This is a genomic window from Sphingomonas ginsengisoli An et al. 2013, assembly GCF_009363895.1.
Lineage (GTDB): Bacteria > Pseudomonadota > Alphaproteobacteria > Sphingomonadales > Sphingomonadaceae > Sphingomicrobium > Sphingomicrobium ginsengisoli.
In genome coordinates, this window is sequence record NZ_CP045434.1 from 1,627,151 (window position 1) to 1,640,012 (window position 12,862).

The 12,862-nt window shown below is 67.0% G+C and carries 15 protein-coding genes, 1 tRNA gene and 2 pseudogenes; 10 read left to right on the forward strand and 8 right to left on the reverse strand.

Annotated elements, in window-relative coordinates; genetic code table 11:
- Positions 1–732, forward strand: a complete 732-nt coding sequence (aat, locus tag GCU42_RS07840; protein ID WP_114226999.1) for a leucyl/phenylalanyl-tRNA--protein transferase — start codon at positions 1–3, stop codon at positions 730–732.
- Positions 733–767: 35 nt separating this feature from the next.
- Here aat and GCU42_RS15575 read toward each other — a convergent pair.
- From GCU42_RS15575 to GCU42_RS07865, 6 genes and pseudogenes are all read right to left on the reverse strand, one after another.
- A pseudogene (locus GCU42_RS15575) lies at positions 768–1,154 on the reverse strand (DUF2155 domain-containing protein); the annotation flags it as partial.
- 1 nt (position 1,155) lies between these two features.
- On the reverse strand, positions 1,156–1,518 hold the full coding sequence (locus GCU42_RS07850; RefSeq protein WP_114227000.1) for an NADH:ubiquinone oxidoreductase subunit NDUFA12: 363 nt from the start codon (positions 1,516–1,518) through the stop codon (positions 1,156–1,158).
- Positions 1,519–1,575: 57 nt separating this feature from the next.
- Positions 1,576–2,019 carry a DUF192 domain-containing protein gene (locus GCU42_RS07855; protein WP_240309378.1) on the reverse strand — a complete coding sequence of 148 codons (444 nt, stop codon included), beginning with the start codon at positions 2,017–2,019 and terminating at the stop codon, positions 1,576–1,578.
- Between the two features lie 14 nt (positions 2,020–2,033).
- Positions 2,034–2,399, reverse strand: a complete 366-nt coding sequence (locus tag GCU42_RS15535; RefSeq protein WP_275887911.1) for a cold-shock protein — start codon at positions 2,397–2,399, stop codon at positions 2,034–2,036.
- Between the two features lie 6 nt (positions 2,400–2,405).
- Positions 2,406–2,618 (reverse strand): annotated as a pseudogene (locus GCU42_RS15540) (cold shock domain-containing protein); the annotation flags it as partial.
- Positions 2,619–2,688: 70 nt separating this feature from the next.
- Positions 2,689–3,240: a regulatory protein RecX gene (locus GCU42_RS07865; protein ID WP_114227003.1), complete on the reverse strand. Its 552-nt coding sequence runs from the start codon at positions 3,238–3,240 to the stop codon at positions 2,689–2,691.
- A gap of 95 nt (positions 3,241–3,335) precedes the next feature.
- Here GCU42_RS07865 and GCU42_RS07870 point away from each other — a divergent pair, with 95 nt between their 5' ends.
- The 9 genes from GCU42_RS07870 to GCU42_RS07910 all read left to right on the forward strand — a co-directional run bounded on the left by GCU42_RS07870 (position 3,336) and on the right by GCU42_RS07910 (position 11,035).
- Complete coding sequence (locus GCU42_RS07870; protein ID WP_114227004.1) at positions 3,336–5,114, forward strand: fatty acyl-AMP ligase; 1,779 nt, start codon at positions 3,336–3,338, stop codon at positions 5,112–5,114.
- The gene (locus GCU42_RS07875) at positions 5,114–5,830 is read left to right on the forward strand and encodes a GNAT family N-acetyltransferase (RefSeq protein ID WP_114227005.1); all 717 of its coding nucleotides are present in this window, start codon (positions 5,114–5,116) and stop codon (positions 5,828–5,830) included. The genes GCU42_RS07870 and GCU42_RS07875 overlap by 1 nt, the downstream gene beginning before the upstream one ends.
- Before the next feature lie 15 nt (positions 5,831–5,845).
- Positions 5,846–5,921 (forward strand) — tRNA-Trp (locus tag GCU42_RS07880).
- Between the two features lie 82 nt (positions 5,922–6,003).
- Entirely contained in the window at positions 6,004–7,965 is a 1,962-nt protein-coding gene (locus tag GCU42_RS07885) for an acyltransferase family protein (RefSeq protein WP_162789173.1), read from the forward strand.
- A gap of 54 nt (positions 7,966–8,019) precedes the next feature.
- A complete protein-coding gene (locus GCU42_RS07890; protein ID WP_114227007.1) occupies positions 8,020–8,802 on the forward strand; it encodes a hypothetical protein in 783 nt (260 codons plus the stop codon).
- Positions 8,786–9,817 carry a glycosyltransferase gene (locus GCU42_RS07895; protein WP_114227008.1) on the forward strand — a complete coding sequence of 344 codons (1,032 nt, stop codon included), beginning with the start codon at positions 8,786–8,788 and terminating at the stop codon, positions 9,815–9,817. Before GCU42_RS07890 ends, GCU42_RS07895 begins: the two co-directional genes overlap by 17 nt.
- 130 nt (positions 9,818–9,947) lie before the next feature.
- Complete coding sequence (gene secE, locus GCU42_RS07900) at positions 9,948–10,145, forward strand: preprotein translocase subunit SecE (protein WP_114227781.1); 198 nt, start codon at positions 9,948–9,950, stop codon at positions 10,143–10,145.
- Between the two features lie 27 nt (positions 10,146–10,172).
- Complete coding sequence (gene nusG, locus GCU42_RS07905) at positions 10,173–10,712, forward strand: transcription termination/antitermination protein NusG (protein ID WP_114227009.1); 540 nt, start codon at positions 10,173–10,175, stop codon at positions 10,710–10,712.
- Between the two features lie 131 nt (positions 10,713–10,843).
- A complete protein-coding gene (locus tag GCU42_RS07910; RefSeq protein WP_114227010.1) occupies positions 10,844–11,035 on the forward strand; it encodes a hypothetical protein in 192 nt (63 codons plus the stop codon).
- Between the two features lie 73 nt (positions 11,036–11,108).
- Here the strand turns inward: GCU42_RS07910 and rplQ are convergent, their stop codons facing one another.
- Both rplQ and GCU42_RS07920 read right to left on the reverse strand, forming a co-directional pair.
- The gene (gene rplQ / locus GCU42_RS07915; protein ID WP_114227011.1) at positions 11,109–11,534 is read right to left on the reverse strand and encodes a 50S ribosomal protein L17; all 426 of its coding nucleotides are present in this window, start codon (positions 11,532–11,534) and stop codon (positions 11,109–11,111) included.
- 209 nt (positions 11,535–11,743) lie between these two features.
- A complete protein-coding gene (locus GCU42_RS07920) occupies positions 11,744–12,757 on the reverse strand; it encodes an outer membrane beta-barrel protein (protein ID WP_114227012.1) in 1,014 nt (337 codons plus the stop codon).
- Positions 12,758–12,862 lie beyond the last annotated feature (105 nt).

Genomic DNA, 12,862 nt, shown 5'->3' on the forward strand with positions numbered 1-12,862 from the left:
ATGACCCCGCTCGACCCCCGCCTCGTCCTCCAGGGCTACGCCGCCGGCATCTTTCCGATGGCCGAAAGCCGCGACAGCCCCGAGCTGTTCTGGGTCGAGCCGCGCGAGCGGGCGATCCTGCCGCTCGATGACTTCCACGTCTCGCGTTCGCTCCGCCGGCAGCTGCGCTCGGGACAGTTCCACGTCACCCGCGACCGCGATTTCGCCGGCGTCCTCGAGGGTTGCGCCGACCGCCCCGAGACCTGGATCAACGCGGCCATCGCCACCGCGATGCGCGACCTTCACCGCTTGGGCCGGGCACACAGCGTCGAGGTCTGGCGAAGCGGGTCACTGGTCGGCGGGGTCTATGGCGTGCGGCTCGGCCGCGCCTTCTTCGGCGAGAGCATGTTCAGCCGGGCGACCGATGCTTCCAAAGTGGCTCTGGCGTGGCTGGTGGCGCGATTGCGGGCGGGCGGCTTCACCCTCCTCGACTGCCAATTCATCACCGACCACCTCGCCTCGCTCGGCGCGAGCGTGGTCAGCCGCGACGACTATGTGGCGTTGCTGGGGGAAGCGCTCGGCGCATCGGTGACCGCTTCATCGGCACCCGGCGAGTCGGTCGCCGCCGGTTCGTTGGCGGGGCGCGAGGGCGACTTCGGCGCGCTCGACGGCTTGCTCGCTTCGGCCGGGGTCGTCGAATCGGACGGACCGGCGGGGAAGTTCATCACGCAATTCTTGACCCACACGTCGTAGACCGGGTGCTCGACCACGTTGAGCGACGGCGATTCCTTGTAGAGCCAGCCGGAGAAGACCCTTTTCCAGGCGCCGCCCGGCTGCTGCACGTCGAGCTGGACGAAGGCGCCGGTGAGCTTGTCGAACTCCCACGGCGGGGTCGTCTCGCAGGCGCCGACGCGGACCACCGCATCCTTTACCCGCTCCGCCTGGCCGGGCTTGAGCGTCAGCTCCTGGCTGATCCCGTTACGCTTGTTGAGGAAGCCGAGCACCGCGACCCGCTCGCGCAACGGGGTGGTGCCAGGAGGGAGTTGCTCGGTGCCGCTGGTGACGACGTTGCTGGTCTGGACGTTGGCGCCGTCGTCGCCGTTGCCCGACGACGCGCCGTTGCAACCCGCGAGCAGCAGGCCGAGCAACCCGACGGTGAGCGCACGCCGGCTCACCTCAGTCGGGAGTCCAGGCCTGATAGTCGCCGGTCGCCGCCGGGCGAACGCCGCCGCGGCTGAGCGAGCCGGCTGGGCGGTAGGTCTCGCCGGTGCCGGTCAGATTGGGCTTGGCCGCGGTCTGGAATGGCCGCCGCGGGGGCAAGGCTTTCTCGGGCACATCGTCGATCTGGCCGCGGAGCCAGCTCTGCCATTCGGGGGGCACCCGGCTGGCATCATTGCTGCCGTCGTAAATCACCCAACGGCGAGCGCCGGCGGTGAAGTAAAGATTGCCCAGGTCGTCCTTGCCGACCTGCGTGCCATGCCGGCGCGTGAACAGCGACGTGCCGAGCGTCGCCCCGTTCCACCAAGTCAAAAGTCCCATGGCGCGGCCTCCTGCCCGCTCCTCGCCGCCGGCGCAAGCACCGGCGGCCGGCCGGCGCTAGTAGCTGACCCGATCGCCGACCTTGATGCCGAGCTCGGCCGCGCGCCCGCCGGGGATCTCGAGCACCGTGGCGATAGGCTCCATGCTCTCTACCGGCTCGAGGTTGAGCGGGACCGCGGTCTCGATCTTGCCGATCGAGCCGTCGGGCCGGACGAACACCATGTCGAGCGGGATGAAGGTGTTCTTCATCCAGAAGCTGACCGGCTGCGCGGGCGAATAAGGGAAAATCATCCCATGATCGGGCGCGAGACTCTGACGGTTCATCAGTCCCTGCTCCTGCTCGGCCTCGCTCCGCGCGACCTCCACCGTGAAGCGATGCTGCTGACCGTTGGCGGTGCGGATGGTGAGGATTTTCTGCTCGAGGCCCGAGGGCGCTTTCTCGAGGCTCTGCTGGCTGGCGTTGGGCTGGCAGGCGGCCGCCATCAGGGGCAAGGGCAGCAACAGCGCCGCCGCGATCAGTCGCCCGGTTCGCGCAGGCTGACCGCGGTCAGCCCCTTCTTGCCCTCGGCGATACGCGCTTCCAGCCGCTGCCCCGGATCCAGCTCGCCCAGACCTGTGCGCCGCACCGTTTCCATGTGCAGGAAGACGTCGTTCATCGGATCGCCGACGCGATTGACGAACCCATAGCCCTTGACGCGATTGAACCACTTGACCTCCACCGGCTCGAACTCACCCGCTTCGTCGAGCAGGGCCTGCCGGTCGGCGCGTTCGGCGGTGCTGACGGCGGGAGCAGCCCGCGGGATCAGCGCGTCGGACAGGTCGATCGACAGGACGCGGCTCGCCTGTAGACCGCGGTCTTGCCGCACCACCTCGACTTCCACAAGCGCTCCTTCGGGGAGGCTGCGGCGGTTGTGCTCCCGGAGCACGGTGAAATGAAGGAGGACGTCGCCTTCAACCTCGTCGCAAACGACGAAGCCGAAGCCACGGGTAGCGTCGAACCATTTGACTCGCCCACGCAGGCGCGTCGCGCCTTCGGGCGAAGCGACCTCGGCCGCCTCGTCAACGCTGGACTCACCCCTTAACGCACCATCCCGTTGCACGAAGCAACTATAGCACGACCAAGCGAACCTTAGCAAAGCCGTTACGGCGGCTTACCGAGTAAAACGGGAATTAATCGTCGAAAACGACGTCCTCGCCCGGCTCGGCGGCGACGATCCGCTTGGCCAAGGTGAAGTCGTGACCGGCGCGGACCAGTGCCGCGAGCGCCTTTTCGCGGCCGGCGGGATCGGGCCGAAGGAGGGCGAACGGACCGATCCGCTTGCGCCGGGCGAAGCGCAGCGCGCTCTCCCCGGCCTGGCCGGCGGCAAGATCGAGGCCACCCGCCGCATCCTCCTCCCCCACCCCCGCCTGGTGGAGCGCCTGGCGAACGCGGCGTCCGCCGAGCCCGCGCGCGGTCAGCGATCCGGCCTTGGCCAGCGCGAACACCCGGTCGTCGACATAGCCGAGTTCGCCGATCCGCTCGACCAGCGCGGCGGTGTCGGGCGGTTGTGCGCCAGCCCAGCCGCGCTCGCGCAACTTGCGCTCGAGATAGGTCCGCAACTTGGCGCGGGTGGTCGCGAAGCGGCCGACATAATGGAGCGCCAGCTCGCGCAGCCGCTCCTCGTCGAGGGGTTTTGGCGCTCGCCGTTCCCGCCTTGCGCGCTGCTGCCCGGCCTCATCCACGCCATGTTTGTGCCACAGTGTCCGGGTTGAAGCTAACGAATGCCTCAGCCCGGGTTAAGGCGCGACCCGGCAGCCACGGATGTAAGTTTCAAGCCATGCAGGACACCGGCGTGCTCGACCGCAATTCCGCTTCGACCCTTCTCGCTCCTCCGGGCGCGACCCCGACCATCGACGCGCTGCCGAGGCGGATCGCGGACTTCGCCACGCTCGGCGAGGCGCTCGACTATGCCGCGCAGGGTGCGCGCGGGCTCAATTTCCACGACGCCCGCGGCAATCTCGCCCGCGCTTATCCTTATTCCGAGCTGCGCGTGGACGCGCTGGCGCACGCCCGCCGCTTCCTCACGCTCGGCCTCGTCAAGGGCGATCGGGTCGCGCTGGTCGCCGAGACCGGCGCCGACTTCGCCGCCTGCTTCTTCGGCGCGATCTACGCCGGGCTGTGGCCCGTTCCCCTCCCGCTCCCGACCAGCTTCGGCGGGCGCGAGGCCTATGTCGAGCAACTGCGGGTGATGCTGACCAGCAGCGATCCCAAGCTCTTCCTCTACCCCGCCGAATTGGCCGACTTCGCCCACGAGGCCGCGACCTTGCGCGAAATCGAAGGCCTTGCCTGGGAAAGCCTGACCAACGTCGTTCCCGACGACGATGCCGAACTGCCCGCCGCTGACCCGCAGGAAATCGCCTACCTCCAATATTCGAGCGGCTCGACCCGCTTCCCGCACGGGGTCGCGGTCACCCACCATGCGCTACTCGACAATCTCCACGCGCACGGGGTCGGGCTTGAGGTCGCCCAAGCCGATCGCTGCATCAGCTGGCTGCCCTGGTATCACGATATGGGGCTGGTCGGCTGCCTGCTCTCGCCGCTGTCACAGCAGATCTCGGTCGATTACATGAAGACCGAGGACTTCGCCCGGCGCCCGCTTGCCTGGCTCGACCTCATCAGCCGCAATCCGGGCAATTCGATCAGCTACTCGCCGACTTTCGGCTACGATATCTGTTCGCGCCGCATCTCCTCGCAGACCCGCGCCAGCGACCGCTTCGACCTGTCGCGCTGGCGGGTCGCTGGCAACGGCGCCGACATGATCCGTCCCGACGTCATGCAGGCGTTCGTCGACGCCTTCGCCGATGCCGGCTTCAAGGCGCAGGCTTTCTGCCCGAGCTACGGTCTCGCCGAGGCGACGCTCGCGGTGAGCCTGATGCCGCCGGGCGAGGGCATCCGTGTCGAACTGGTCGAAGAGAGCGAACTGGCCGGTGCCGGCACGCCCGCGCAGGAGCGGCCGCGCCGCTACCGCGCGATCGTCAATTGCGGCAAGCCGGTGAAGGGCATGACCATCGAGGTCCGCGACGCCGACGGCGCGTTGCTCGGTGACCGCCAGATCGGCAAGGTCTGGGTCAAGGGCGCGAGCCTGATGGTCGGCTATTACCGCGACCCGGAATCGACCGAGGCGTGCATGAAGGACGGTTGGCTCGACACCGGCGACATGGGTTACCTGTCGGGCGGCTACATCTTCATCGTCGGCCGCGCCAAGGACATGATCATCATCAACGGCCGCAACCACTGGCCGCAGGATATCGAGTGGGCCGTCGAGCAGCTGCCCGGCTTCAAGTCGGGTGACATCGCCGCCTTCGCGATCACCGGCCCGTCGGGCGAGGAGCAGCCGGCGGTGCTGGTCCACTGCCGGGTCTCGGATCCGCAGGAACGCGGCCGCCTGCGCGACGACATCCGCGAGCGCGTGCGCGCGATCACCGGGATCAACCCGGTGGTCGAGCTGGTCCCCCCGCGCAGCCTGCCGCGCACCAGTTCGGGCAAGCTGTCGCGGACCAAGGCGCGCAACCTCTATCTGTCGGGCGAGATCGTCCCCTTCGACATCGCGGCCTGATGGCGGTGGGCGGCGACGCCCTCGCGGCGCTGCTCGACCGGCCGATCTACGCGGCGCTGACCAGCCGCCAGGCCGGGTTCGCATTGGGGGCACCGCCCGCGCTGCGCTTCCGGCCCGAGGTCGAACCGTTCATCGCCGCTGCCGACGACAGCCCGGCCGCGCTTGCCGCGCTGGCTGCTCTGTGCGCGCCCGGCGAGCAGTTGGTGCTGCTTCAGGCAGCCGCGAGCAAGCTACCGCCCGATCTGATCGAGCTGTCCTGCCGTCCCGCCGTGCAGATGATCGCTATCGACGCTCCCGCATCATCACCGCCCGACGGCGCTCGGCCGCTGGGCGAAGCAGATGCCCCCGACATGCAGGCGCTGGCCGAGCTGACCGCCCCCGGTCCGTTCCGCGCCGAGACGTGGCGGCTCGGCGGCTTCTGGGGCGTGCGCGACGGCGGTCGGCTGATCGCGATGGCGGGCGAGCGGCTGGCGGTGCCCGGCGCGGCCGAGCTGAGCGGGGTCTGCACCCACCCGGATGCTCGAGGCCGCGGCCTCGCCCGGGCGCTATCGACGTGGAAGCTGCACGACATCGCCCGCCGCGGCGAGCAGGTCTTTCTCCACGCTTATGTCGACAATGCTCCCGCGGTCGCGCTCTACTGCGACCTCGGCTTTACCGTGCGCGCGACGATGACCGCGCAGGTCGTCGCCCTTGCGCCCGACGACCACCGGGGTTAGGGCGCCACCCGGCCTAGGGGTATAGCTCAGTTGGTAGAGCATCGGTCTCCAAAACCGAGGGTCGTGGGTTCGAGTCCCCCTGCCCCTGCCAGGTCGCTGGCCTGATACGAGACGGGTCGTTCACCCGCCTTGCCTCGATGGTCGAACAGGGTAGCGTTGCGCGCTCACCGGACGTGGGGAACGCGTTGAAGCACGCCGCCTTGCCGAGTACCGCTTATCGCCCCGACATCGATGGCCTGCGGACGATCGCGGTCGTGCCCGTCGTGCTGTTCCACGCCGGGCTGCCGTTCGTCGGCGGCGGTTATGTCGGGGTCGACGTCTTCTTCGTCATCTCGGGCTTTCTGATCACCGGGATCATCGCGCGTGAACTCGCACAGGGCCGCTTCTCGCTGCTCGAATTCTATCGCCGCCGCGCGCGCCGGATCTTCCCGGCGCTGACGCTGGTCGGCTTCGCCACGCTGATCGCGGGATACTTGATCCTAACGCCCAAGGAATATGCCGATCTCGGCCAGAGCGCGGCGGCGATCGCGGCGTTCATTTCCAATTTTTTCTTCTGGAAGTCGGTCAGCTATTGGGCGCCGGGTGTGCAGCCGATGCTGCACACCTGGTCGCTGGCGGTAGAAGAGCAATATTACGTCTTCTTCCCGCTGTTCCTGATGCTGATGCACGGCCGTCGCCGCTGGATGATCATCGGGCTGTGGGCAGTGTTCGCAGCCTCGCTCGCTTTGTCGATCGCACTCGTCGCCAGCAGACCGAGCGCGGCGTTCTACTTGCTTCCGCCGCGCGCGTGGGAATTAATGCTGGGCGGGTTGCTGGCGCTCGATTGTTTCGGACAGCCGCGCTCCCCGGCGATGGGCAAGGCCGCGTCCGTAGCGGGCCTCGCTCTGATACTCGGATCGGTCCTACTGTACACGCCAGCGACGCCATTCCCTGGTGCCGCTGCGCTGCCGCCCGTGCTTGGCGCGGGCCTGCTAATCTGGGGCGGTGGCTGGGGCCTGTCCGCACGGCCGCTGGTGGCGATCGGGCTGATCTCCTACAGCCTCTACCTCTGGCACCTGCCAGTTATCGACTTCGCGCGCTATCTGACCGATGCGCCGTTGACCGCGGCACAAGGGTTGCTCGCGACGCTGCTCTCGGTGGTGCTGGCAGCGCTCACCTATCGTTATGTCGAGACGCCGTTCCGGACCGGCAAGGCGCGCCAGAAGCTGACGATGCTTGCGGCCGTGACCATGCCGGTGATGGCGCTGGCGGGGTTCGCGATCTTCGCCCTTGCCGGAATACCCGCCCGCTTGAGCCCGCTGCAGGCCCGTCAGCTCGCGGTGGTCGACGATCAGGATCGCCATCCCTCGCGCTGCATGTCGCTCGACGAGCGCTGGATCGACCCGGCCACGCCCTGCCAGTTTGGAGCGCATCCCACCACGCTCTTGTGGGGCGACAGCCATTCGATGGTGACCGCGACCTCGCTGCAGGCGGCGGGAGTGCCATTCTATTTTGCCGCCGACGCCGATTGCCCGATCGGCCAGGACCTCGCGATCAGCCCGGATTTCGAACGCGCGCTGACCCAGCAGGGTCATTACCGGCGCTGCTGGGACTATAATCGGGCGATGCTGGCGCGCGCGCTTCAGCCCGGTATCCGCACGGTCGTACTGTCGGCGCGCTGGACCAACTGGCGCCTTGGCGAGCCGGCGAATCCGGCCGAGGGGAGTGTCGACATCCGGCTGGTCGACGCCGCGGGAACCGCGACTTCCCCGGCAGAAAATCGCGTGAAGTTCGAGGCGGCGTTCCGCAATCTGGTTGCGACGCTGACTGCTGCGGGCAAGCGGGTAGTCATCGTCGGTCCCTACCCCGAACCCACGTTCAACGTTCCCCACCGGATGTATGTCGCCGGCTTCGGCCTGGCCCAGCCGATCGACCAGAACGCCAGCTATGCGCAGCGGCACCGCGTCATTCTCGACTTCTTCCGGCAATTCGCCGCGACCCCGGGCGTGACGTTCGTCTGGCCGGCGAGCATGATGTGCAAGCCCGCTTGCCCCGTGTCGCGCGACGACGTCCCGCTCTATCTCGACCATAATCACCTGACGGTCGCCGAGGCCCGTCGCCTTGCTCCGCTTTACCGTTTCCTACGACCAACGTAGACGAAGGCGCAGGTGACTTGGCGCCCTGAAACCCCCTGATCAAAGGCCGACGGTTTGCTGGAAAGATTCAATTCCCTCTGGTTCGGGTCCGAGCTCGGCTATCTCGAGCAGCTCAGTATCAAGTCGGCGCAGGCGCTGGGACACGAATATACGCTCTACTCCTACGAGCCCGAGCAGCTTCGCGGTGTGCCCGCCGGAGTCGATCTGCGCGACGCCAACGAAGTGATGAGCGACCCCAAGCGGACCAAGCATTTCGCCGGCAAGTTCAAGGCCCTCGGCTCGGACTTCTTTCGCTATGAGCTGCTGGCGAAGGAGCTCGGCTATTGGGTCGACCTCGACCTCATCTTTCTCAAGCCGTTCGACTTCGCCGAGCCGCATGTGTTCGGTTGGGAGCGCGAGGGGTCGATCAATGGCGCGGTGCTCAAGATGCCGGCGGAATCGCCGATGCTGAAGGTGCTTCGCGACATTCCCGAACGGAACTGGTGCCCGCCCTTCTTCGGTCCGCGTCGCAAGCTCGAATATTACTGGCAGCGGCTGCGCGGCGATGTCGAACTGGAAGATTTGCCATGGGGTGTCGCGGGGCCGGGCCTGATCACTTACCTCGCCAAGAAGATGGGGTTTGCGGCGCAGGCGCAGGCCAAGCCGGTGTTCTATCCGATCGATTATTTCGAGGCTGAGATCCTGTTCGGGCCGCGGGCCGAGGTCGAGCGCCATCTCACACCGGACACCCATGCCATCCACATGTGGCACTCCCGGATCGTGAAGCGGGCTGGCACCGCTCCCGAGCCGGGCTCCTACCTCGCCGAATTGTGCGCGGAGCATGGCGTTGGCGGCTGAAGCGCCGAGCATCTCCGTTGCGCTCGCGACCTACAACGGCGGGCGGCACCTCCGCGAGCAGCTCGACAGCCTTGCCGCACAGACGCTTCGTCCGCTCGAGCTCATCGTGTCGGACGATGGCTCGACGGACGACACGGTGGCGCAGGTCGAGGCCTTCGCTGCCACCGCGCCCTTCCCCGTCCGCGTGCTTCGGAACGAGCGTCCGCTCGGCTACCGGTTGAATTTCCGCCAGGCCGCGCAGGCATGTTCAGGAGAGCTCATCGCCTTTTGTGACCAGGACGATATCTGGCGCGCCGACAAGCTCGAGCGGATGGCCCAAGCGTTTGCCAATCCAGCGGTTATGCTCGCCTACCATAATGCCTGGGCTTTCAACGAAACAGCCCGGCGTTTCCTCCACGACCCTGCTTTCGAGCGGGCCGAGCTGGCTCAGCAGCCAATCCCGCCGTTCAAGGCCGTCAACGGACTGCTCCAGATATTCCGCGCCGACTTGCGGCGGTTCGACCGGCTGTGGGACGACAGCATCGACCAGAATGAAGGCAACGTCATCCTGGCGCACGACCAGTGGTACTTTTTCTTGGCGTTGCTGCTGGGACGGGTCGTGTTCGTCGATGCGGAACTGCTCGACTATCGCCAGCACGCCAACAACACTTATGGCGTCAAGGTTGATCGACCGCTCATCGTTCGGATGGCGGAACGGCTGAAGCATTACGGTGACCAGGATCGCTGGATGGCGCTCAGCGCGCGCAGCCGAGCACGTATCGCCGAGCAGATCACAGCCGAAGAGGGCCGCCCCGGAACCGACGTCATCGCCATGTACGATCGGCTGGCCGAGCGGATGGAGCGCCGCGCCGCAACTTACACCAATGGCCGAATGGACCAGCGACTGCGTGCGCTCGTCCAATCGTGGGGTGCCGGCGATTACGGCGGAGCGACTGGATTCAAACGCAGTTCGGTCGTCCGCGATTTCTGGAGCGGGGTGCTGATGCGCCGTGCAACCGATCCGACGCGGAGCTGACCGCTCCATCAACTTCGGTTCCTGGCCAACTTGAACCGCTCGCCCACACGCGCTACATCGCGGCTCGTATCGAGGTCCGGCGGGGTGTCCGCGGACCTCGTTTTTCTGTTCCGAAGAGGTGATCTACCCCGTGGCCAAGACGACCCCCGGAGAATTCGCCCGCCAGGTCCGGGCCGAAGCCCGCAAGGTGGTGTGGCCGACCGGCAAGGAGACTTGGATGACCGCGGTCATGGTCTTCATCATGACCTCGATCCTCGCCATCTTCTTCTTCGGGGTCGACAGCGTCTTCGCCATCATCGTTCAGAAGCTGCTCAGCCTGCTCGGCTGAGCCCCTCACCGACTACAAGGTTTTCCCATGTCCCGCTGGTACATCATCCACGCTTATTCCGGCTTCGAGAACAAGGTTCGCGAGTCGATCCTGGCCGACGCCAAGCGGCTCGGGCTCGAGCAGCTTGTCGAGTCGGTCGAGGTCCCGACCGAGAAGGTGACCGAGATCCGCCGCGGCAAGAAGGTGACCAGCGACCGCAAGTTCTTCCCCGGTTATGTCCTCGCCAAGCTGGGCATGAACGACGACGTCTATCACTTGGTCAAGAACACCCCCAAGGTGACCGGCTTCCTCGGCCCCAACGGCAAGCCGCAGGCGATCAGCGAGGCCGAGGCCGCGCGCATCCTCAACACCAAGGAGGAGGCCGCCGCCGCCGCGCCCAAGCAGAAGATCAGCGTCGATTATGAAATCGGCGATGCGGTCAAGGTGCTTGACGGGCCCTTCGCCAGCTTCAACGGCGTGGTGGAGGAACTCGATTTCGACCGCGGCCGGGTCAAGGTCGGTGTGTCGATCTTCGGTCGCGCGACCCCGGTCGAGCTCGAGTTCGAGCAGGTCGAGCTGGTCAAGTAACGCGGCGGTCCGCGCCAGCGGACTCCTCTTGTGGATAAGGTTGACGTATCCTGCCGCCCGCGACTCGGGTGACGGCGGGCTTCCGTCCTCATGTCGCGGTTTGAACTGCGCCACTGGGGAGGGGCAAGGCAATGGAAGCGGACATCCGCTATTACTGGCGCCGGGCGGTCGAGGAACTCGCCGCGTCCCGCCGGTCCGTCACGCATCAGGCACGCGATCGCCATCGGCATTTCGGGCTGTTGTATCTGGCGAAGCTTAGCGAGCTGGGTGCCAACCTGCCGTTCGACGCGGCCGAGCTTGCCGACACCGCCAAGGCGGCCTGACCTCACTCACCACGCAAAGAAAAAGGCCGCCCGCGACGCGGACGGCCTCTTGTCTGCCGGATGAAGCGACCGCTTAGGCGGCCTGCTGCTCGTCCTCGTCGTCGATCATCACCGGACCCGAGTCCTGGCCCTTGGCCGAGACGTCGCGGTCGACGAATTCGATGATCGCCATCGGCGCGGCGTCCGAGAAGCGGCTGCCGGCCTTGACCACGCGGGTGTAGCCGCCGCTGCGACCGGCGTAGCGCTCGGCCAGCACGTCGAACAGCTTGGTCAGCTGGGCGTCGTCGAGCAGGCGGCTGTGCGCCAGGCGACGGTTGCTGAGGCCGCCCTTCTTGGCGAGCGTGACCAGCTTCTCGACGTAGGGCCGCAGCTCCTTCGCCTTGGCGAGGGTGGTGGTGATCTGCTCGTGCTTGATCAGCGCGGCCGACATGTTCCGGAACAGAGCGGTCCGGTGGGCCGAGGTGCGCTGCAGCTTACGTCCGCCAACACGATGGCGCATAAAACTATCCTTTCGTTCGTCAGGGGGCCGTACGAGGTACCCCGGGCCAGGCAGCCTTTTCGAGGGCGCTGCCAATTTCCCCATGACAAACGGCGAGGCTTGGGGCCCCGCCGGTGTGCCGACCCTCAAGCCGATGAACGCCGCGGAGTCAAGAAAAAGGGCCGCTCCGGCTGGAGCGACCCTCTTTCCTTCATGCCTGAGCCTAAGCCTTAGCCACGCTCGGGAGCGGGGGCCGGCGGGGGCGGCGGCGGCGGCGGCACCGGGCAGGTGTCGGTCGCCAGGATCACCGATCCGTCGGGGCAGGTCTGCGTCGCCGGCGCCGGGGGCGGCGGGGGCGGCGGCGGCGGCGGCGGCGGCGGCGGCGGAGCCGCTTCGCGCGGCGCGCCGAAGTTGAAGATCAACGAGGCGAGCAGCGAGTGGCTGACGAAGCGGTTGTTGAAGTCCGTCGTCACGACCGCATTGGTGGTCCGCGTGATCGGCGTCGCGACGCCGTTGACCGTAACCGTGGTCGCGTCGGCGTTACCGGCCAGCGCGACGGTCGAGTCGTCGACGATATTCAGGCGACCGGTGCGGAAGTAGCGATACTTCAGACCCAGATCGATGCTGTCGCTGAGCGCGAAGCGGACGCCGGCGATGCCTTGGAAGGCCCACGCCGAATCCTTGATGCCCGCGAACTTGACGCGCGCGCGGCCGGCGCCGCCGCCAACGTAGAAGTTGACGTTGTCGCTGCCGAAATCGAACAGGCCGTTGACCATGCCCGAGAGGACGCGGGTGCGCTCGTTGAGGCTGAAGCTGCCGGCAGTCAGGGCGGGGTTGCCCGGAACGACCGGATCGCCGGCGGTGGCCGGGAGGTTCAACGCGGTGTTGAGGCCCGAGATGAACGCCGGATCGACCGTGATGCTCTTGGTCCGAGTGCGCTTGTAGCCAAGCTCACCTTCGAGGCGGAACATGCCGAAATCGTAACCGACGATGGCGTCGGCATCGATCCCGCGCTTGTTCTTGACCGAATAAGCGTTGTTGTAGGTGACGTCGGCCGGGCCGACGTAGAGCGGGTTGGTGACCGGGGTCTGCGTCGTGGTGTAGTCGACGAACGTGTCGGCGTGCACCTTCTTCGCGAACAGGACGCCGCCTTCGACGCCGACATAAGGGCTGCCGTCGCGGGCTGCGGCCGGGCTGGCCAGGAACGCCGCACCGAGTGCGGTCGCCAGTAGGATGCGCTTCATGAATGTCCCCTTCTGTGTGGGTTTGCGCGTTGGGAAGGTGACCGAAAAGCGCGAACGGGGTCCGTGGTTGCGTAAAAAGCGAACCGTGGAATGTCGCTGCCGCTA

Bases quoted from the DNA above. Each gene is read 5' to 3' on its own strand.
- aat (WP_114226999.1), top strand. From the start codon at position 1: ATGACCCCGCTCGACCCCCGCCTCGTCCTCCAGGGCTACGCCGCCGGC.
- GCU42_RS07875 (WP_114227005.1), top strand. From the start codon at position 5,114: ATGGCGGTGGGCGGCGACGCCCTCGCGGCGCTGCTCGACCGGCCGATC.
- GCU42_RS07920 (WP_114227012.1), bottom strand. From the start codon at position 12,757: ATGAAGCGCATCCTACTGGCGACCGCACTCGGTGCGGCGTTCCTGGCC.
- GCU42_RS07910 (WP_114227010.1), top strand. From the start codon at position 10,844: ATGGAAGCGGACATCCGCTATTACTGGCGCCGGGCGGTCGAGGAACTC.
- GCU42_RS07850 (WP_114227000.1), bottom strand. From the start codon at position 1,518: ATGGGACTTTTGACTTGGTGGAACGGGGCGACGCTCGGCACGTCGCTG.
- nusG (WP_114227009.1), top strand. From the start codon at position 10,173: ATGTCCCGCTGGTACATCATCCACGCTTATTCCGGCTTCGAGAACAAG.
- GCU42_RS07870 (WP_114227004.1), top strand. From the start codon at position 3,336: ATGCAGGACACCGGCGTGCTCGACCGCAATTCCGCTTCGACCCTTCTC.
- rplQ (WP_114227011.1), bottom strand. From the start codon at position 11,534: ATGCGCCATCGTGTTGGCGGACGTAAGCTGCAGCGCACCTCGGCCCAC.
- GCU42_RS07895 (WP_114227008.1), top strand. From the start codon at position 8,786: ATGGCGTTGGCGGCTGAAGCGCCGAGCATCTCCGTTGCGCTCGCGACC.